15 protein-coding genes are annotated in these 19,682 nt (G+C 45.1%); 8 read left to right on the top strand and 7 right to left on the bottom strand.

Translation table 11 applies throughout. From position 1 onward, the window contains the following. The first annotated feature begins 141 nt into the window (after positions 1–141). The gene (locus M1P97_RS02995; protein ID WP_221656164.1) at positions 142–588 is read left to right on the top strand and encodes a DUF1896 domain-containing protein; all 447 of its coding nucleotides are present in this window, start codon (positions 142–144) and stop codon (positions 586–588) included. Then, positions 575–6,628, top strand: a complete 6,054-nt coding sequence (locus M1P97_RS02990) for a helicase-related protein (RefSeq protein ID WP_249388340.1) — start codon at positions 575–577, stop codon at positions 6,626–6,628. The genes M1P97_RS02995 and M1P97_RS02990 overlap by 14 nt, the downstream gene beginning before the upstream one ends. Positions 6,629–7,699: 1,071 nt before the next feature. Here M1P97_RS02990 and M1P97_RS02985 read toward each other — a convergent pair. Beyond that, positions 7,700–8,653 carry an NAD-dependent epimerase/dehydratase family protein gene (locus M1P97_RS02985; protein WP_195374262.1) on the bottom strand — a complete coding sequence of 318 codons (954 nt, stop codon included), beginning with the start codon at positions 8,651–8,653 and terminating at the stop codon, positions 7,700–7,702. A 250-nt stretch (positions 8,654–8,903) separates the two neighbouring features. On the opposite strand from M1P97_RS02985, the gene kbl reads away from it, so the two are divergent. Further along, complete coding sequence (kbl, locus tag M1P97_RS02980; RefSeq protein WP_195374263.1) at positions 8,904–10,094, top strand: glycine C-acetyltransferase; 1,191 nt, start codon at positions 8,904–8,906, stop codon at positions 10,092–10,094. A 79-nt stretch (positions 10,095–10,173) separates the two neighbouring features. On the opposite strand, the gene M1P97_RS02975 is transcribed toward kbl, so the two are convergent. Further along, positions 10,174–10,344 carry a hypothetical protein gene (locus tag M1P97_RS02975; protein ID WP_195374264.1) on the bottom strand — a complete coding sequence of 57 codons (171 nt, stop codon included), beginning with the start codon at positions 10,342–10,344 and terminating at the stop codon, positions 10,174–10,176. Positions 10,345–10,548: 204 nt separating this feature from the next. On the opposite strand from M1P97_RS02975, the gene M1P97_RS02970 reads away from it, so the two are divergent. After that, entirely contained in the window at positions 10,549–11,394 is an 846-nt protein-coding gene (locus M1P97_RS02970) for a histidinol-phosphatase (protein ID WP_195374265.1), read from the top strand. 24 nt (positions 11,395–11,418) lie between these two features. Here the strand turns inward: M1P97_RS02970 and M1P97_RS02965 are convergent, their stop codons facing one another. From M1P97_RS02965 to M1P97_RS02955, 3 genes are read right to left on the bottom strand one after another with little or no spacing between them, the layout of a single operon-like run. Then, positions 11,419–11,985, bottom strand: a complete 567-nt coding sequence (locus M1P97_RS02965; RefSeq protein WP_195374266.1) for a cob(I)yrinic acid a,c-diamide adenosyltransferase — start codon at positions 11,983–11,985, stop codon at positions 11,419–11,421. A gap of 1 nt (position 11,986) precedes the next feature. Continuing rightward, positions 11,987–13,615, bottom strand: coding sequence for a flotillin family protein (locus M1P97_RS02960; RefSeq protein ID WP_195374267.1), 1,629 nt, complete (start codon positions 13,613–13,615; stop codon positions 11,987–11,989). A 19-nt stretch (positions 13,616–13,634) separates the two neighbouring features. Next, positions 13,635–14,129: a hypothetical protein gene (locus tag M1P97_RS02955; RefSeq protein WP_075557865.1), complete on the bottom strand. Its 495-nt coding sequence runs from the start codon at positions 14,127–14,129 to the stop codon at positions 13,635–13,637. Positions 14,130–14,230: 101 nt separating this feature from the next. On the opposite strand from M1P97_RS02955, the gene M1P97_RS02950 reads away from it, so the two are divergent. Then, entirely contained in the window at positions 14,231–14,938 is a 708-nt protein-coding gene (locus M1P97_RS02950) for a DNA alkylation repair protein (RefSeq protein WP_249388339.1), read from the top strand. Here M1P97_RS02950 and M1P97_RS02945 read toward each other — a convergent pair. Next, positions 14,931–16,262 carry a cobyrinate a,c-diamide synthase gene (locus M1P97_RS02945; protein WP_249388338.1) on the bottom strand — a complete coding sequence of 444 codons (1,332 nt, stop codon included), beginning with the start codon at positions 16,260–16,262 and terminating at the stop codon, positions 14,931–14,933. The two genes, M1P97_RS02950 and M1P97_RS02945, sit on opposite strands and share 8 nt — an antisense overlap. A 145-nt stretch (positions 16,263–16,407) precedes the next feature. After that, positions 16,408–17,235: a 3-methyl-2-oxobutanoate hydroxymethyltransferase gene (gene panB / locus M1P97_RS02940; RefSeq protein WP_075557868.1), complete on the bottom strand. Its 828-nt coding sequence runs from the start codon at positions 17,233–17,235 to the stop codon at positions 16,408–16,410. Positions 17,236–17,385: 150 nt separating this feature from the next. On the opposite strand from panB, the gene M1P97_RS02935 reads away from it, so the two are divergent. From M1P97_RS02935 to M1P97_RS02925, 3 genes are all read left to right on the top strand, one after another. After that, positions 17,386–17,901 (top strand): outer membrane beta-barrel protein, encoded by a 516-nt coding sequence (locus tag M1P97_RS02935; RefSeq protein ID WP_249388337.1) that lies wholly within the window; start codon positions 17,386–17,388, stop codon positions 17,899–17,901. A gap of 139 nt (positions 17,902–18,040) precedes the next feature. Next, positions 18,041–19,117, top strand: coding sequence for a GNAT family N-acetyltransferase (locus tag M1P97_RS02930; RefSeq protein ID WP_249388336.1), 1,077 nt, complete (start codon positions 18,041–18,043; stop codon positions 19,115–19,117). A gap of 31 nt (positions 19,118–19,148) precedes the next feature. Next, positions 19,149–19,616 (top strand): alanyl-tRNA editing protein, encoded by a 468-nt coding sequence (locus M1P97_RS02925; RefSeq protein WP_249388335.1) that lies wholly within the window; start codon positions 19,149–19,151, stop codon positions 19,614–19,616. Positions 19,617–19,682: the final 66 nt, after the last annotated feature.

Here is a 19,682-nt window from a genome sequence, read left to right as displayed (position 1 = left end):
TCTTTGTGTACGGGTTGTTTTTTTAAGATCAACTTGATATAACGGAGAATTTTTAGTGGTCGGCGCTCTGGGTAGGGATACCCGGAGCGCCTTTTCGCTTTCCCCTTCCCGTCATTTTCAACCACTAAAAATTCCAATGTTATGACAAAGAAAAAACATACGCCCCAGGGCGACCTGTCTTATTACGGCTTATCCCTTTTATCCTATCTCACCAATAACCACCCCGACCTCGCGGCAGACAATACATTTATAGCCGGGAGGGCTGACCTTGCGGCGGAGGTTTACAGCGATACGGTCAAAAGCGGACTGACCCACATCGAAGCCGAAGAACGTGCGAGTGCCGAACTCTACCGGGGCCTGCACTTTTCACCCTACAATACCCTGCGGAATATTCTGTGGGATGAGTTTTCCACAGAAATACCCGAAAACGATGCTCCCGCCGTCGCATTACGGCTATTGCCATTATGTACGGAGATTCTGGCAAAGTACGACCTGTCGGATGATTTTGCCGCTACTGCGGAATACGGTCTTTTATATACCGAACTGACGGGTATCGTCCAAATACTCCTGGAAGATGGCAAGGTTTAATAAAGCGGAACATCTTCGCCGGAATATAAAAGCGATAAAGACCGCCTTTGCTTACGAATGGAGTGCTGAAGCGGAAACTTCGCAGGAACGGAAAATACTGGCTGAATATAGCGGTTTTGGAGGTATCAAAGCCATATTAAATACGCCACCCTCGGAGGTGCCCGTCGATAAATGGCCGAAGGGCGATCAGGATTTATACCCGTTAGTTAAAGAACTGCATGAGGTTATCCGGCAGGAGTCGCCGGATGAGAAGATTGCCAAGAGGTATCTGGACGGGATAAAAAACTCCGTCCTGACGGCTTTTTACACACCTCCGGCAGTCGTGGACGCGCTTACTTCGGCGATGCTTGAAAGCGGGGTAAAACCGGTCAGGTTTCTCGACCCGAGCGCTGGCACCGGGATATTCGGGCAATACGCCGACCTGGCCAATCCGTCAGCAGAGATAACCTGTTTCGAGAAAGACCCCCTGACAGCCCTTATCCTGAAACATCTTAACCCGACATTTACAGTCAGGGCACAGGGATTTGAGAGCATTGAAGGTAAATATAACGGCTATTATGACGTTATCGCCAGCAATATCCCATACGGGGATGTAGCGCTGTTCGACCCGGCTTTCTCCACGCACACAGACCCGGTACGGCGGCAGGGTACGCGGACATTGCATAATTATTTCTTTATGAAATCCGTCGATACGGTGCGCGACGGCGGTATTATCGCTTTTATCACCTCGCAAGGCGTCCTAAATTCAGAACAGAACCGCCCTGTAAGGGAATGGCTGGCCCAGCGGTGCAATGTGGTTTCCGCTGTACGCCTGCCCAACAATCTTTTTACCGATTACGCCGGGACAGAAGTGGGCAGCGACCTGATTGTATTGCAGAAAAGACCGCAGGGAGAATATGCCGTTACCCATCGGCAGCAAGACTTTATAGAATCCCGCAAACTCTCGAACGGTATTCCCGTCAATAACCTGTTTCAGCAACTCGACCGCGTCGTTCATACCGACGCAAAGGTCGGCACTGATCCATACGGAAAGCCGGCAATGGAGTTTACCCATGCCGGAGGCGTGGACGGTATCGCACAGGACTTGCGCCGGATGCTGGCCGAGGACTTTTCCAAACACCTCGACCTGGACCGCTACCTCTCTTTTGCTCCGCAGGTGGCAGAGCAATCGCAAGTCCGTAATGTTGCTGCACCGGAAATAAAACCGGAGCGCACCCAACAGGTGGACATTGACAGCGGTTCAAACAAAGTGGAAGCCGACGTTTCCACCTCCCGCAGTCAAAGACCACCCGGAAACGACAGTCCGGATTACCTCAATCCCGACTGGAAATCCACGCCGGAAGATTGGCATAAGTTTAACGAATGGGTCGAAGGCCAGGATGCCGTTCGTAAGGCGAAGGCCGAAGGATTCGACTTGGACTTGGAAACCGGTGAGCTGACACCGCTGGCGACTACGGAACCGGTGCAGGATATTACGCCTGCCGAAAATACGGAGTATAAACCGACCGCCGAAGATTGGGCCGATTACGGACTATGGGCGGCGGAACGGCAGCAGCGCCAAATGGAAGAATACCCCCCGCAACCGGAGGATTACGGAATGGCCGAACCTGCCGGAGAGCCTGAACAACAGGCGACTATGGAGCCTGCACCGACCGTTCCCGCAGGGGAGTTCCGGGGTACCCTCTTTGATATGGATGACCCTGCTATCCTTACCAAACCCCAAAGGGTGGCAGAGCCGACGCTGAATGTGCAGCAGGAGCCGCTTATCACATTATACGACCTGTTCGGTTTCTCCCAGGAGGAACGCAGCCAGATAAGCCGTCCGCGCCGACGTAAAAAGACTGCCAAACCGAAAAAGAAGCAGGAGGAAGACCGCGTAATCGAATGGCGCGAGGAAATCATGCTCAACGCACGGCGCGAGCGCGAGCAAAAGGAGCGGCAGGCGGAACCGTCGCCCGGACAATTCGCATCCGGCACTACATCTCCGGTCTATCCGGTAGAAGATGCCCGGAAAGCTGAACAGCAATGGCGGCGGGAACAACTGGAGCAACAGGAAAAAGAACAACGCGAACGGGAAGAATACCTGAAACCCGTTCCTTTCAAAGCGGAAATACAGGCGCATTACCGCGAAGGGTCGCTGGTATCGGACGAACACAACCGAATCGGGTACCTGAAAAATATCGACGGTTTACAGCCCATGTTCCACCCGCTGGAACTATCCGAAACACAGGAAACCAAAGCGTCTATCTACGTTGAAATACGGGATACCTACTATCACCTGTATCAAAACGAAGCCGAACGGCTCGAAGCCAATCCGGCCCTGCGTGAAATGCTGAACCGCCTGTACGATAATTTTACAGACCGTTTCGGCAAACTCAACGACAAGAAGAACCTCGACCTGATTAAAATGGATGCCCGCGGTCAGGAAGTCCTCTCACTGGAACGATACATCGACGGGGTGGCTCACAAAGCCGATATATTCCATCATCCGGTAGCATTCAATCCCAACGAGATTACACAGGCCGCCGACGCACGGGAAGCGCTTGTAGCCAGCCTGAATAAATCCGCCTCCGTTGATCTTCCTTACATGGCTACCCTGACAGGTGGTACGGTGGATTCCATACTGGAGGAACTGCACGGCAGCATCTATTACAACCCGGATATGGACGGCTATGAAATTGCCGATAAGTATATCGCCGGGAACGTCATTGAAAAAGCCGACCGGGTAGAGCGTTTCCTGAAAGACAATCCCGGACACGCTCAGGCGGAGGCTTCCCTGCGGGCACTCCGGGAGGCCACCCCGAAACCCATTGCTTTTGACGACCTCGATTTCAATTTCGGTGAGCGGTGGATACCCAAAGGCATTTATGAAAGGTATGCCTCCTGGCTGTTCGATACGGACGTTCAGATCACTTTTTCGCCCAACATTGACGAATATAACGTTAAGGCCGATAAACTGAACATAAAGACACAGAACCAGTATGCCGTAGATTCCCAAAGCCGGAAATTCAACGGCATAGCGCTGATGAAACACGCGCTGCACAATACCTCGCCCGATATTACCAAAAAAGTTAATATGCTGGTCGATGGGAAAATGCAGGAAGTCAAAGTACGCGACCCGGAAGCCATACAGCTGGCCAATTCCAAAATAGACGAAATGCGCAACGGTTTTTCGGACTGGCTCCGGGAGCAGTCGCCCGAATTTAAAGACCGTCTTGCCGACCTTTATAACCGTACTTTTAACTGTTTCGTGCGGCCGCAGTACGACGGCTCGCACCAGACGTTCCCCGGCCTCGACCTCAAAGGGCTGGGAATATCCGACCTCTACCAAAGTCAGAAGGACGCCATCTGGATGGATAAATTATTAGGTGGAGGCATCTGCGACCATGAAGTAGGCGGTGGCAAAACCCTAATCATGTGTTGCGGGGCAATGGAGAAAAAGCGGCTCGGACTGGCTCACAAGCCGATGATAACCGGACTGAAAGCCAATATCCACGAAATAGCCCGCACATTCTGCACCGCTTATCCGAATGCCCGTGTCCTTTATCCCGGCAAGGAAGATTTTACTCCCAAGAACCGGGAGCGGATCTTTCGCGAGATAAAGAACAACGATTGGGATGCCGTGATATTAACACATGAACAATTCGGGAAGATTCCGCAATCCCCCGAACTGCAACAGGAGATTTTACAAGCCGAACTCGACAGCGTGGAGGAAAATCTGGAGTTACTCAAAGCACAGGGCAAGCATGTTTCCCGCGCTATGATGAAGGGGTGTATCAAACGCAAGCTCAATCTGGAAGCCAAACTGGAAAAGGTAATGCACTCCATCGAAACACGCAGGGACGATGCGGTCGATTTCAAGCACATGGGCATCGACCACCTGTATGTCGATGAATCGCATAAATTCAAAAACCTTACATTCAATACCCGCCACGACCGGGTAGCGGGGCTGGGTAATCCCGAAGGTTCGCAAAGGGCACTCAATATGCTCTTTGCCATCCGTACCATCCAGGAACGTACCGGGCGTGACCTGGGAGCCACCTACCTTTCCGGTACGACTATTTCCAATTCGCTCACCGAATTGTACCTGCTCTTTAAGTATCTCCGTCCCAAAGAACTCGAAAGGCAGAATATCAAAACCTTCGATGCCTGGGCGGCCATATTCGCCAAGAAAACCATAGATTATGAGTTTTCAATAACGAATGAGATTGTACAAAAAGAACGCTTCCGCTACTTTATCAAAGTGCCGGAACTGGCCGGATTTTATGCCGAAATAACCGATTTCCGAACCGCAGCCGATATTGGTATCGACCGCCCGGAGAAAAACGAAATACTGCATAATATTCCGCCCACGCCCGACCAGGTTCAGTTCATAGACAGGCTGGTGAAATTCGCAAAAACGGGCGATGCCACGCTTTTGCACCGTCTGCCCCTGACCGAACGGGAAGATAAAGCCAAAATGCTTATCGCCACCGATTACGCGCGTAAAATGTCGCTTGATATGCGTATGATTTCCCCGGCTCTTTACGGCGACGATGTCGATAACAAGGCCAGCCACTGCGCCCGCCTGGTTGCCGGTTATTACAAAAAATTCGACCAGCACAAAGGCACGCAGTTCGTTTTCTCCGACCTGGGCACCTATAAGCCCGGCGAATGGAATGTATATAGTGAAGTGAAGCGCAAGCTGGTGGAGGATCATGGACTGAAACCCGGCGAAGTCCGCTTCATTCAGGAAGCGACCACCGAAAACGCCCGGAAAAATATGATTGCCGATATGAACGCCGGAAAAATCCGCGTGATGTTCGGTTCTACCGAAATGCTCGGAACAGGTGTAAACGCACAGAAACGATGCGTTGCCATCCATCACCTCGACAGCCCGTGGCGGCCCAGCGACCTGGAGCAGCGCGATGGGCGTGGTATCCGCACAGGCAACGAGATTGCCAAGTATTATGCCGATAATAAAGTCGATGTAGTCCTGTATGCCGTCGAAAAATCGCTGGACGCCTATAAATTCGGGTTGCTCCATAACAAACAGCTGTTTATCCGGCAGCTTAAAACCAACAATATGGGCTCCCGTACTATTGACGAGGGTGCGATAGATGAAAAAACGGGTATGAATTTCTCCGAATACGTGGCTATCCTTTCGGGCAATACGGAACTACTGGAGAAAGCCCGTCTGGAAAAAAGGATCACCACGCTGGAAAGTGAACGGCAGGCGTTCGTCCGGGGTAAATCATCCAGCCGCTACAAACTGGACGAGATAACCAAAGCCTTTGATAAGAACAGCGACCTGATAGAACGCATCGGACGTGACCTGAATAACTTCAATAGTAAGGTACAGTTGAACGAAGACGGCTCCTATAAGAACCCGATCCAACTCAATGGCGTTCAGGGCGGCGATATAAAGTTTATCGGCAAGCACCTGAACCATATCGCCGAAACCGCCCGGACTGCCGGGGAGTTTGACAAGGTAGGTACCCTCTATGGTTTCGATATTCTGGTTAAAAGCGAAACCACTCAAAAAGAAGGTTTGGATATGGTACAAAACCGCTTTTATCTCCGGGGAGAAGGAAATTACCTGTATCATTATAATCACGGTAATCTGGCTGCCGATCCGCGACTGGCCTCACAGAATTTCATTAATGCGCTGGCCACTATCGAACCGACGCTGGAGAAATTCCAAAAAGAGAATGAGCAACTTTCCAAAGATATTCCGCTGTTAAAAGAAGTCGTGGAAAGTACCTGGCGCAAAGAACCCGAACTGGCCGATTTGCGGGCCGAATTGACGGAGTTAGACCGCAAGATACAGCTTTCCCTTAAACCGATTAGCGAAAGCGAAGGGCAGCCCTTAGATGAGCCTGAAAAGGCTGAAAAGCGGATGCCCGATAATCCCCAGCCGACACAAACCACCGGGCAAACTTATATACCTTCCCGGCTTCGGGAGATAGCGGACAATTCGGGTGGAAGAATCATTATAGGCAGTGTGCCCCGTGTTACCTCTGATGCAGATCGTCCCACTAAAAGCAGTATGAAAATCTAACTGAAAAGCCGTCGAATACATCGACGGCTTTTTTATAATCAGGCACTCAAAAACCTAAAAAAAGTATGGTTATTTCATAATCTTATGTATCTTTGCAAAAGAGTAGAGTTATTTGAAAGCATGTAAAACGAAGTGTATCTAAGCACTTTACATCTACTTATCCAGTGCCCAATACATGCGGAAGTCTTCTAAAACTGTTGATAATCAGTTTCCTTTCCTCAGATTATCTCAAATATATTCAAATTCCACCGGGGTTGCCCTTTCGGGAACCACCACATACTTCTCGGTCTTCGATTTATCGAAACCGAATGTCTTTTTGACACGTCTATATTTTAGTGCCATAAACCATAAAATTTATATGATTATTAAAAACCCGCCTTCCACCTCTTTACTAAAGACTTACTTTTGTAAGAGTAAGGCATATCGCATGTTGTTGTCGGCAGAACTATTAGCCGACTGGCTTAATTTGGATTTAAGCCCCAATAAATGCTACTAGTAACATTTATTAAAATTCCAGGAAGTCAATCTTTGTTGACTGTGTAAAAGTAGTAACCTTTTTCTGATATAACAAAATATTTTGAAGATATTTTACAGAAAAAAGTCATCCTATCTAAACGCAAACCTGCTACCAAACAAGGGCTAAGTCTACTTACTAAGTAAGGCAAAATCCACTTAATAAGTAGACTGCAACTTACTTACTAAGTAACCATACTGCCTACTCTATAAGTAGCAGTCGGTCTACTTATCGAGTAGGCAGAATAGGTTATACTCCGAGCATTATATTACCTTATATATAAACGCAAAAAAGGCTATCCATCACGGACAGCCAATCTTCATTGTTAACCTTAAATCTAATACCATGAAAAACACAGTGCAAATATAGTGCTTTTATGTTATACAGCATAACATTTGCAAGAAAAACGCATTCTATTAACATTATTTACCTGAAACATGTTCTAAAACATACAAAAGCAACCATTTATTATTAGAAACTTTCTTATTTGTTAGATAAAAATGAAGGGGATACCCGAAACCGGACATCCCCTCTCATCACCAAACCTCTTATATTTGTTATTTATCGAAACGCTCTTTCAACTTTGCAATCATATCACGAGTCATTGTATCCAGATCATAAGTCGGCTTCCAATCCCACTCTTGACGGGCACAAGTATCATCCAGCGAGTTAGGCCATGACTCGGCAATTGCCTGACGCAACGGGTCTACATTATATTCCATCTGGAAGTCAGGAATATATTTACGGATGTTATTTGCTATAATTTCCGGATCGAAACTCATAGAAGCAATATTGAATGAGTTACGGTGTTGCAGACGGGTAGGATCGGCCTCCATGATCTGGATAGCTGCATGTAATGCATCCGGCATATACATCATATCCATAAATGTTCCGGCAGCGATCGGACATACGAACTTCTCGCCTTTGACTGCAGAATAATAAATATCGACAGCATAGTCGGTCGTACCACCACCCGGAGGAGTTACATAAGAGATCAATCCCGGGAAACGAACCGAACGGGTATCGACACCGAAACGGATATTATAATAATCGCTCAGCAACTCGCCGGAAACTTTTGTTACACCGTACATTGTACGCGGGTTGCGAATTGTATCCTGCGGAGTTTTGTCTTTCGGAGTATTGTTACCGAATACACCGATCGAGCTCGGAGTAAATACAGCACAATGCATCTCACGTGCTACTTCCAGCACATTGAACAAACCACCCATACCGATCTTCCACGCTAGCTGGGGTTTTGCTTCTGCTACCGCCGAAAGTAAAGCTGCCAGATTATAAATCGTATCGATCTTATATTTAGAAACTGTCTCAGCGATCTGCTGTTCGTTTGTTATGTCAACAATGGCAGAAGGTCCCGATTCGAGCAGCTCTCCTTTAGGTTCTGCACCGGAAATATAACCTGCCACGATGTCGCCATCATAACGTTTTCTCAACTCCATGGTTAACTCTGAGCCGATCTGACCGGTAGAACCAATAATTAATACATTCTTCATTGCGTTTTATTGTCTTTTTAAGTTTTTTCCGCGGCAAAGGTATAGAGAATAAAATTGTTCCTGCATTATTTTCTTGTGTTTTTTAATACCAAAATTCAAAAAAAAATATGACCTTTGCTTCATCGGTTGACAGTTGACTATTAACAGTTGGCAGCTTACATTTATAAAAAGCTTCAAACTGTAACTTGTCTGCATCAACTATAAACAATTTCGTCTACTTGATTCAAAAATACTAACAAAAAACAATGTTATGTACGGTAAACTGAAAGAATTCCTTACACAGGAACTGGCAAATATTAAAGCTGCCGGATTGTACAAAAATGAGCGTATTATTACTACACCTCAAAGAGCCGACATTAAAGTAAATGCCGGAAGTGATGTTTTAAACTTCTGTGCCAACAATTACCTTGGTCTATCAGACAACCAGCGTCTGATTAAAGCTGCAAAAGATGCTATGGATACTCACGGATACGGAATGTCATCCGTTCGTTTCATCTGCGGAACTCAGGATTTGCACAAACAATTGGAAGCTGCCATTTCCGATTATTTCAAAACGGAAGATACTATTCTGTATGCTGCATGCTTTGATGCAAACGGAGGTTTGTTCGAACCGTTGTTCGGCGAAGAAGACGCTATCATCTCCGATTCACTGAACCACGCTTCTATCATCGACGGTGTACGTTTGTGTAAAGCAAAACGCTATCGTTATGCAAATGCCGATATGGCAGATCTGGAACGTTGTCTACAGGAAGCTCAGGCTCAACGTCACCGCATCATTGCAACAGACGGCGTATTCTCTATGGACGGCAATGTTGCTCCGATGGATAAGATCTGCGAACTGGCAGAAAAATATGATGCACTGGTAATGGTTGACGAATCTCACTCTGCGGGTGTTGTCGGTCCGACCGGCCATGGCGTGGCAGAACAATATAATGTTTATGGAAAAGTAGATATCTTCACAGGTACATTAGGAAAAGCATTTGGCGGTGCAATGGGTGGTTTCACTACAGGTAAAAAAGAAATTATCGACATGCTTCGCCAGCGCTCACGTCCTTATCTGTTCTCTAACTCGGTAGCACCTGCTATTGTCGGAGCCAGTCTGGAAATGTTCAAGATACTGAAAGAAAGCGATGCCCTGCATACAAAACTGATGGGTAACGTCTCTTATTTCCGCGATAAGATGCTGGCTGCCGGTTTCGATATCAAACCGACTCAGTCTGCTATCTGCGCTGTTATGCTGTACGATGCCAAATTATCTCAGGATTTTGCAGCCAAGATGCAGGAAGAAGGAATCTATGTAACAGGATTCTATTATCCGGTAGTTCCGAAAGACCAGGCACGCATCCGTGTTCAACTATCAGCCGGACATGAAAAAGAACATCTGGATAAGGCGATCGCAGCATTTATCAAGGTTGGTAAAGAACTGAATGTGATTAAATAAATAAACATTTTTCTATAAATAAAAAAGAAGCGGAACATATTTGTTACCGCTTCTTTTCTTTCAAACAAACCATTAACCTTTAATAATTATTATCTTCCTCGCCATCCACGAGATTATTCAATTCAAACTCCAGACTTACCAGGTCCTTTTTCCATGATTTCAGGATATGGGACGGTGTATCTTTTGGAAGATTATCTATTTTCGTCTGGATATTGGATATCTCCAGTTCCAATCTTTCGCGCCTGTTCATATCTATTTTTTATTTATCACTTGTTTAACAATCACTCAATTAATAAACAACCGAAATTGCCAATATGTTCATCAAAAAATAGTCTGTACAACGTAAATTTTAAGCGTTCCGCTATGGCCTCATTTATTGTGGGAAGCCACTTCGATAAGATGGAAAGATTTCATATCTTTGCATACCGAAAACAATTGACAATATAATATTTATATGCAACTTAGTAATTACCACAGTCATTGCACATTCTGTGATGGGCGTAGTACTCCTGAAGATTTTGTAAAGTTCGCTATATCGCATGGATTCCGGGCGTATGGTTTTTCATCACACTCGCCCCTACCCTTCGAAACTTTCTGGAATATGTCAAAAGATGATATGCCCGAATATCTGGCAGAGATAAGCCGGTTGAAGGAGAAATATGCAGACCGGCTGGAAATATATACATCCCTGGAAATCGATTACCTGGATGAGACTTATAATCCTTCCATCGCCTATTTTCAGGAACTACCGTTGGATTATCGGATCGGCTCCATTCATTTCCTGCCTTTATCGGAACATCTGAGTGAAGATAATATGATGTGCATAGACGGGGCTTTTTCCGATTACAAAAATTCGGTAGACCGTTATTTCGAAGGTGACATCAGCAAACTGGTTGCCCGCTATTTCGACTCTACATTAAAAATGATCGAAGCCGGTGGTTTCGACATCGTGGGACATATGGACAAGATCTATATGAACGGACACAAATGCAATGATTTCTCTTTTGATGCGGATTGGTACCAGGCTCCATTCAAAGCAACCCTCGACCTGATAGCTCAAAAAGGATTAATGGTTGAAGTAAACACCAAGAACCTGGTTAAGAAACAGCAAATATTCCCTCGGAAAGAATACCTCGGATTACTGAAAGAGATGAATATTCCGGTAATGGTTAATTCTGACTGCCATTATCCCGATCTGGTAAATGACGGACGCGAAGAAGCGTTCAAAATACTGAAAGAAATTGGTTTTAAGACAACACGGGAATTAGTAAAAGGTAGTTGGCAGGATGTTGCAATATAAAAACAAGGTGGCCCTAAGGTCACCTTATTTTCTTCTCTTATACAAAAAGGATTGCCACCGCTCCTCCGCATGATCTTGTTTAAACATCTCGTAACGGGCCATCGTAAAGAGTAGATCGGACAAGCGATTAGTAAATTGAAGGATATTCTCTTCAACGGGATCTTGTCTGTTCAACGTCCACAAACGACGTTCGGCACGACGGACAATCGTACGGGCCAGTTGCAGATGGGCGGAGATCAATGTGCCTCCCGGAAGGATGAAAAATCCGCTATCTTCCATCTGTGCGGTCAGGGTATCTATCTGCTGCTCGCAAAAAGACACCAGGTCTTCCGAAAGACTGTTCGGATTCTTATCACGGATAGCCGACGGGGTCGCCACATGTGACATAACCACCATCAGTTCCCGTTGTATTTTACCTAAGACATCTTGCCATTCATGTTCAGGAGGTAATAAAGCCCGCACGATACCGATTTGTGCATTCACTTCATCCAATGTGCCGTTCGCTTCGATACGGATATCGTCTTTGTCAACCCGTTCACCGCCGTGGATACCGGTACGACCCTTATCGCCTCCTCTGGTATAAATTCTCATCTTACTTATTTGTTGTATCTTTCTTTTCTTCCTTTTCTTCCGGATGGATAATTCCCTTTACAGTTTCACCAATCGGCAATTTATCCAATACGCCCAAACTCGGAGCCACCGTTTTGACCAATTGGTTCAGGAAATTACCTGTTGTACCCTGACCACCGTCAAAGACAGTGATGTCACCCAGCTGAATATGTTCGAATGCTTTCACCTGTTCGCCGGCAATTTCTTTCCATTGATCCACCATTTTGTACTGGATAGCGATAGCCGGATTCGATTCGGCAGCCTCAACCATCGCCTTGAAACCATCAGCTTCGGCAAGCAACGATTTCTTTTTACCTTCAGCCTCGGCTTCCAGTTTCATCTGGATAGCTCTTGCTTCGGCTTCGGCCTGTGCCAATGTTGCCTTTGCTTTCGCTTCAGCTTCACGGATCATCTTTTCGGCAACTGCTTCAGCTTGCAGGATCGCTTCCTGACGGGCAATCTCGGCCGGCACGATCTTTTGTGCTTTCAGGGCAGATTCTACCTTTTTGGCTTTCGCTTCTTCCACTTCACGTTGTGCAATTTCGCGGGCAGCCTGTACAGAGGCTTCCGATTTGGCTGCCGCTTCACCTGCCTGTTTATTGGCTTCCGCCTGAGTTACGGCAAGTTCGGCATCCGACTTGGCCACTTCCTTGTTTGCTTCGTTTCGTCCTATGGCAGCTTTTCTTTCGGCATCGGCTTTCTTGATTTCCATATCGGAATTCAATTCAGCCACGCGGCTTTCCTTATCAGTGTTCGCTCTTTCGATATTGATATTTTTATCGGCTTCGGCACGGGCAACCTGCGATTCCTTTTCTGCATTGGCTACGGCAACCTGTGCGATTCGCTCCTTATCGGCATTAGCTACAGAAATTTCCTGTTGTTTCTTGGTTTCAGCAATAGCAATATCCTGATCTTTGCGCGTCTCGGCAACAGTCGTTTCACGTTCACGGATCTGATTGGCAATCTTGATAGCACCCAGTTTTTCCTGCTCTTCGATATTTGCCTGGGCTTCGTTCAAAGCCTTGCTTTCCGCTTCTTTACCGAGGTTGACGATATAGTTGGCGGCATCACGAATATCACTGATGTTGATGTTCATCAGGTAAAGACCGAATTTGCGCAGTTCCGTATCGATATTGTCGCGTACCTTGGACAGGAATTTGTCACGGTCGGAGTTCAGTTCCTCGATGGTCATGTCGGCAATAACCAGACGCATCTGACCGTACACGACATCGGTAATAAGGTTCTGTTTATCTTCCGGCTGTAGCCCCAACAGACGTTCGGCTGCATTCTGCATTACTTCGGGATCCGTACTGATCGCCACCGTAATGGTTGTCGGAACATCCACACGGATATTCTGGGCGGACAAGGCTCCGGTCAGTTTGCAGTCTATCTGAAGAGGTTTCATGGAAAGAAACTCATATCCCTGGATGATAGGCCAAACGAAAGCGGCACCACCATGATAAAGTTTGGCGGATTTCTCTCCTGATGTCTTACCATACACTACCAGCACTTCATCACTCTTACATTTACGATACCGGGATAATATTCCGATAAAAGAAAGGATGATAACCACTACCAGAATGGCTACCATAATTAACATTTCCTGTGTCATAACTTAATCCTTGAGTTTGTTATTGTATATAAATTGTTCCTGATTCTACTTTGCAAATAATCGTACGGTCTCCGGTCTGATACTTCTTTCCTTCCAGGGAACGGACTTCTACTTCACGCAAGGCTCCATTCTGAGCTACCTGCACGAAATAGCGAACACCGTCTTGTGCATAAATCGAACATTCACGACCTACAAGGGCTTCCGTCTTCTCCGGTTTATTCTCTTTCTGAAGTTGATAGGCTTTTTTATAAAGGAACCATAAGACGAAAACGAATGCCAATCCGATCAGTATACCGACCAGGAAAGTCGATATGGATGTACTTTTAGCAATATACATATACCAACCGAAGCCGATACAAAAATGGGTAAAACCTTTGAATGACACGGCACTACTAAGATCTGCATCGATATCCGTATCTGTATCCAGGTCACCGAAAAAGATAGACATGATAAACTGTATCAGAAATATAGCTGAAGCAACTATTGCGATACCGAGAAAAATAGTATTGACCATGGTATGAATTATTAGTTTATACGAAAATAAGGATTATTTCGATAAAACCGGCATATATAATAAAAATATGTATGTTTGCAGTAAATTATTAAGACTACCTTATGCAAACAATCATAAAAACAGTACAACAGGCACTCATTGAAAACATAGACGAAAAGACTCGTGACAATGCCCAGAGCTTCTTCAAGGAAAAGATTTTGTATCATGGTGTAAAGGTTCCTCTTGTCAACAAGATCAGTAAAGAACTTTTCACGTCGATCAAAGAACTTCCTAAGAACGAAATCTTTTCTTTATGTGAGACATTGTGGAAATCCGGTTATTCGGAAGAATCGTACATTGCATGCAACTGGTCTTACTATATTCATACACAATACCAACCGGAAGACTTTACCGTATTTGAGAAATGGGTAAACTCGTATGTCAACAATTGGGCATCTTGCGACACACTATGCAATCATACGATCGGAACATTTATTGAAATGTATCCGGACTATATATTCAGGTTGAAAGAATGGGCACGGTCGGATAACCGCTGGACCAAACGTGCGGCTGCCGTTACCCTGATCATTCCTGCCAGGAAAGGGATGTTCCTGCAAGATATTTTCGAGATCGCAGATATTCTCCTTTACGACCCGGACGATCTGGTACAAAAAGGATATGGCTGGATGCTGAAAGCTGCCAGCGAAGCTCATCAGGAAGAGGTATTCGATTATGTGATGTCGAAAAAAGCAACCATGCCCCGTACCTCATTAAGATATGCCATCGAGAAGATGCCCAAAGAACTGAAAGTACAGGCTATGGCTAAATAAGTCCGTTCAAATAGTCTATAAACCACTTATTATTCGTGCTGTCACCCCAATACAAGTGCGTATAGCCTGCCAGCACGTTCTTATACCTGTAAAGTGGAGTATCGACAGAAACTCCTTTTGCCGTTTGCGCGGTAGCAATTGATGCAGGATGTTCTTCGCCGGGCAAGACACGGGAATAATGAAATTCGTGTCCTTTCATAATATAGTCTTTATAATGTAAGGTACGATATCCCAGGCGAAGCTTCATCTGTTCCATAGTGGCCGACTGGTTGAACAGGCCAACCATCGGATAAATAGTTCCTTCTGTCGATCTTATCTCATTACATAAATACATCATTCCGCCACATTCTGCCAGCAGTCTCCCTCCTGCTTCCACATATTGTCGGATTGACCGGAGCATTGACTGGTTGGAAGACAATTCGGACAAATATAATTCAGGATATCCTCCGGGTAAATAGACAAAATCAGACGCCGGCAATGTCGTATCTTTCAGAGGACTGAAAAAGGTTACTTTACCTAACCGCTGCAACAACCGGATATTCTCTTCATAAGCAAAGTTAAAAGCGGCATCCCGGGCAATCGATATTCTTAAAGAAGGTAGTGTATTTTCCCCTGATTGAGTAAGAAGATGAGAAACCTGTGCATCAGGCTGATAAGCCGTCAGTTCCAAAAGCCGGTCTATATCGACATGCTTTTCTACCAGTTCGGCTACACGATCGGCAAACGTATCGAAACAAAATGCCTCATCCAATGATAAACCCAAATGACGACTGGGAATCTCTACATCCGCTTGTTTAGGAAGATATCCTAACGCTTCCACCCCAGCATCAAGACATGCCTGCTTCAGGAAAGAATAATGATTCTCCGAAGCGACAAAATTGAAAACGGCTCCTACCAGATTAAGTTCTTTATGGAAGTTTTTAAACCCATATAATAATGGAGCGACAGAGTAAGCCGTACTCTTTGCATTGACAATCAGTATGATCGGAATACCCAACAGACCTGCTATTTCAGCACTACTGCCTTTCATTCCGTCGTATCCGTCAAAAAGCCCCATCACTCCTTCGGTCACTGCATAATCGGCTTCGGAAGTATAATGCCGATACAGTTCCTTTATATGTTGCTCCGACATCATGAAACTATCCAGATTTACAGAAGGAGAACCGGCCGCCATCTTATGGTGGCGTGTATCGATATAATCCGGTCCGCATTTAAAGGGTCTGACTTCCCCTCCCCGGTTCTTCAATGCCCGAAGTAGTCCGAGTGTAAATGTCGTCTTCCCACTTCCCGAGGAAGCTGCTCCTATTAAAAGATGAGATTTCATGATCAATAAAGATGTTTATCAATAATAAAGAGAAGGTATTATGCTAAGCTAACGATTTTGCCACTAGGATGACAAACATTGTCATCACAGTGGCAAAACAGAATCAACAGCACGAAACACGTGCTTCTTATAAGTTCAATCAGTATTAATACTGCTCTTTTTCGTTCGGGAAATCCTGTGTCTTCACATCCTCGATGTAAGCCTGTACGGCACGAGTGATCTCTTCACCGATATTAGCATATCTACGAAGGAAGCGCGGAGAGAATCCCATGTTGATACCCAGCATATCATGCATAACCAAAACCTGACCATCTACACCTCCACCGGCACCGATACCGATAATAGGAATAGTCAATTCGGAAGCGACACGTGCAGCCAGCTCTGCCGGAATCTTTTCCAACACGATGGCAAAACAACCGATCTCTTCCAACAGATGTGCATCGTCAATCAACTTCTGTGCTTCAGCTTCTTCACGGGCACGAACTGTGTAAGTTCCGAATTTATTGATAGACTGCGGAGTCAAACCCAAATGTCCCATTATAGGTATACCTGCACAAAGGATACGCTCAATGGATTCTCTTATTTCACTACCTCCCTCCAGTTTAATACAATCGGCATGTGTTTCCTTCATGACACGGATAGCGGAAGCCAAAGCCTCTTTCGAATTACCCTGATAGGTACCGAAAGGCAGGTCTACTACTACCAATGCACGATTAACGGCTTTCATAACAGATTTACCATGATAAATCATTTGGTCCAGTGTTATAGGAAGCGTTGTTACATTTCCGGCCATCACATTCGATGCTGAATCGCCGACCAAGATAACATCCATACCTGCCTGATCGATCAGTTTAGCCATTGAATAATCGTAAGCTGTCAACATGGATATTTTTTCTCCACGTTGTTTCATTTCCATCAGGCGATGTGTAGTCACCTTTCTAGTATCATCTAAATCCCTCTTTGCAACTGACATAATGCTTTTTTGTTAATTGTTACGGCGGCAAAGTTAAGGATATTCTGTAATAAGCAAGACAAACAATAAAATATTTATGTCGTACAACATATGTTTATTTTTGTTTATCTTTGCGCCCGTTTACATTTAACGTTTAAAATACAAGCAAAGATGAAAAAATTGATTTTTACTTTGGTGGTTGCATTTATGGCAATCATCAGTGCTGATGCACAGATTTATGTAGGTGGTTCTTTCAATCTGACTCACGACAAGAACACCGATGTCACCAATTTTACTATCGCCCCTGAAGTCGGCTATAACCTGAACAAGACCTGGGCTATCGCTGCAGAAATCGGTTATACTCATTTCAAGAATGGCGAATTAAAGGCTAATGCATTCAATTTTGCTCCTTATGCACGTTTCTCTTTCTTTGAAAAAGGTATTGTTCGTTTATTCGTGGATGGTGGTGTTGGTGTTTCTACTTATAAAGCAGAAAGCAACGACAGTGTCAACGGCTTTGAAATCGGTATTAAGCCGGGTATCGCGCTTGAGATATGCAAGAACCTTACATTCGTTACTAAATACGGATTTGCAGGTTACCGCGATGATTACAAATATGCCAACAGTACGTCCGGTATCAGCCTGAGTTCTGAAGACCTGACATTCGGTTTCCACTATGAATTTTAATCAATCAAGATAACAACGAGTAGATTACAAGGTAATTTGTAATCTACTCTTCTTCTCTCCCTCCCCCTACTTCTTCAAAAAATATCCGATTGCCCGAAATATATCATTATATTTGCATCTGCTGAAATATAAGTATACTATGGACAACAGGAAAATCGCTTCAGACTTACTATTCAGAAAAGCTGAAGAAACAGATATCGAACGTATCTGGGTTATTATCGGACAAGCAAAAGAACAAATGCGCCGGCTCAACAGCCACCAATGGGACGAAAGCTATCCGGCTCTCGAAACGATCAGTCAAGACATTAAGATCGGTAACGGTTATGTCTTCTGCAAAGGAAATAAAGTGGTTGCATACGGTGTTATCTCTTTTGACGGAGAACCTGTCTATAAAGATATCGATGGAAAATGGACGAATGAATTACCTTATATGATTGTCCATCGTTTGGCTGTTGCCGACGAAATGAAACGTCAGGGAATGGCTAAGCGTTTTATGCTGGAAGCCGAAGAGGTTAGTCGTCAGAAAGGAATCTATAACTTTCGCGTCGATACTAATTATGACAATGAATATATGCTTCACCTGATTGATTCACTGGGATTCCAATATACAGGGGAAGTTCGTTACAGAGGCAATAATATAAGGAAAGCATTCGAGAAATGTATTTATCCTTATGCCTCGTCTTTCGGAGTTCCGGGTTATACCATCCGTGAAGCTATTTATGAAGATGCCGGAATCATATTCGATGCAATAGATAAAAACCGCGACGACTTACGGGCCTGGCTACCTTTTGTCGATGGCCTGAAAAGTGTTGGCGATGAACAATCCTTCCTTTCCTCATCGTTACAGGTTCCGTATGAAGAACGGGATATCGTATATATGATTGAAAAAGGGAAAAGCATTTGCGGACTGATCGGTTTTCATTTCTCAGACCGCGCCAACCATCGTACGGAAATAGGTTATTGGCTACTGCCTGAATACAGAGGAAAAGGTCTTGTTACCCGGGCCGTACATCACCTATGCCTGTTAGCTTTCTTTGAAAAAGGTTTCAACCGTATCCAAATAAGATGTGCCGTAGGCAACACTGCCAGCAATGCCATCCCCCTGCGTCTAGGATTCACACATGAAGGTACGGAACGCGACGGTGAACTTCTGATAACTGGAAAATATACAGATATTAATGTATATAGTATCTTGAAAGAGGATATTGCAAAGTAAATAATCAACAACAGAGATATTCAATTTATTTATGGAACAAGAAATTCAATTAAACGAGCACAACAAAGCCGAGTATCCACCCATGCACACGGCCGAACATATTCTTAACCAGACGATGGTACGGATGTTCGGTTGTCCCCGTTCCAGGAACGCCCATATAGAAAGGAAAAAGAGCAAGTGCGATTATGAATTGTCAGAAGCGCCTACTGCTGAAATGATGGCAGAAGTAGAACGACGGATAAACGAAGTGATAGATCAACATCTACCTGTAACAATCGACTTTATCCCGAAATCGGAAGCCGGTGCCATTGTCGATCTCAGCAAATTACCGGAAGATGCCAGCGATACACTACGTATCGTTCGTGTTGGAGATTACGATGCTTGTGCATGCATTGGCGCCCACGTCGGCAATACCTCCGAAATAGGACGGTTCAAACTGCTTAACTATGATTATGCAGACGGAAGGTTACGCCTGCGCTTTAAGCTGGAAGCCGTATAACGAAAAGATAGATATACAGAATAAAGAAAGGCTCTCATCCCTACATCGGATGAGAGCCTTTTCTAA

Source organism: Parabacteroides leei (assembly GCF_023369805.1).
In the GTDB taxonomy this organism is placed as follows: Bacteria; Bacteroidota; Bacteroidia; order Bacteroidales; family Tannerellaceae; genus Parabacteroides; species Parabacteroides leei.
This window is presented reverse-complemented; position numbering and strand designations above follow the sequence as displayed.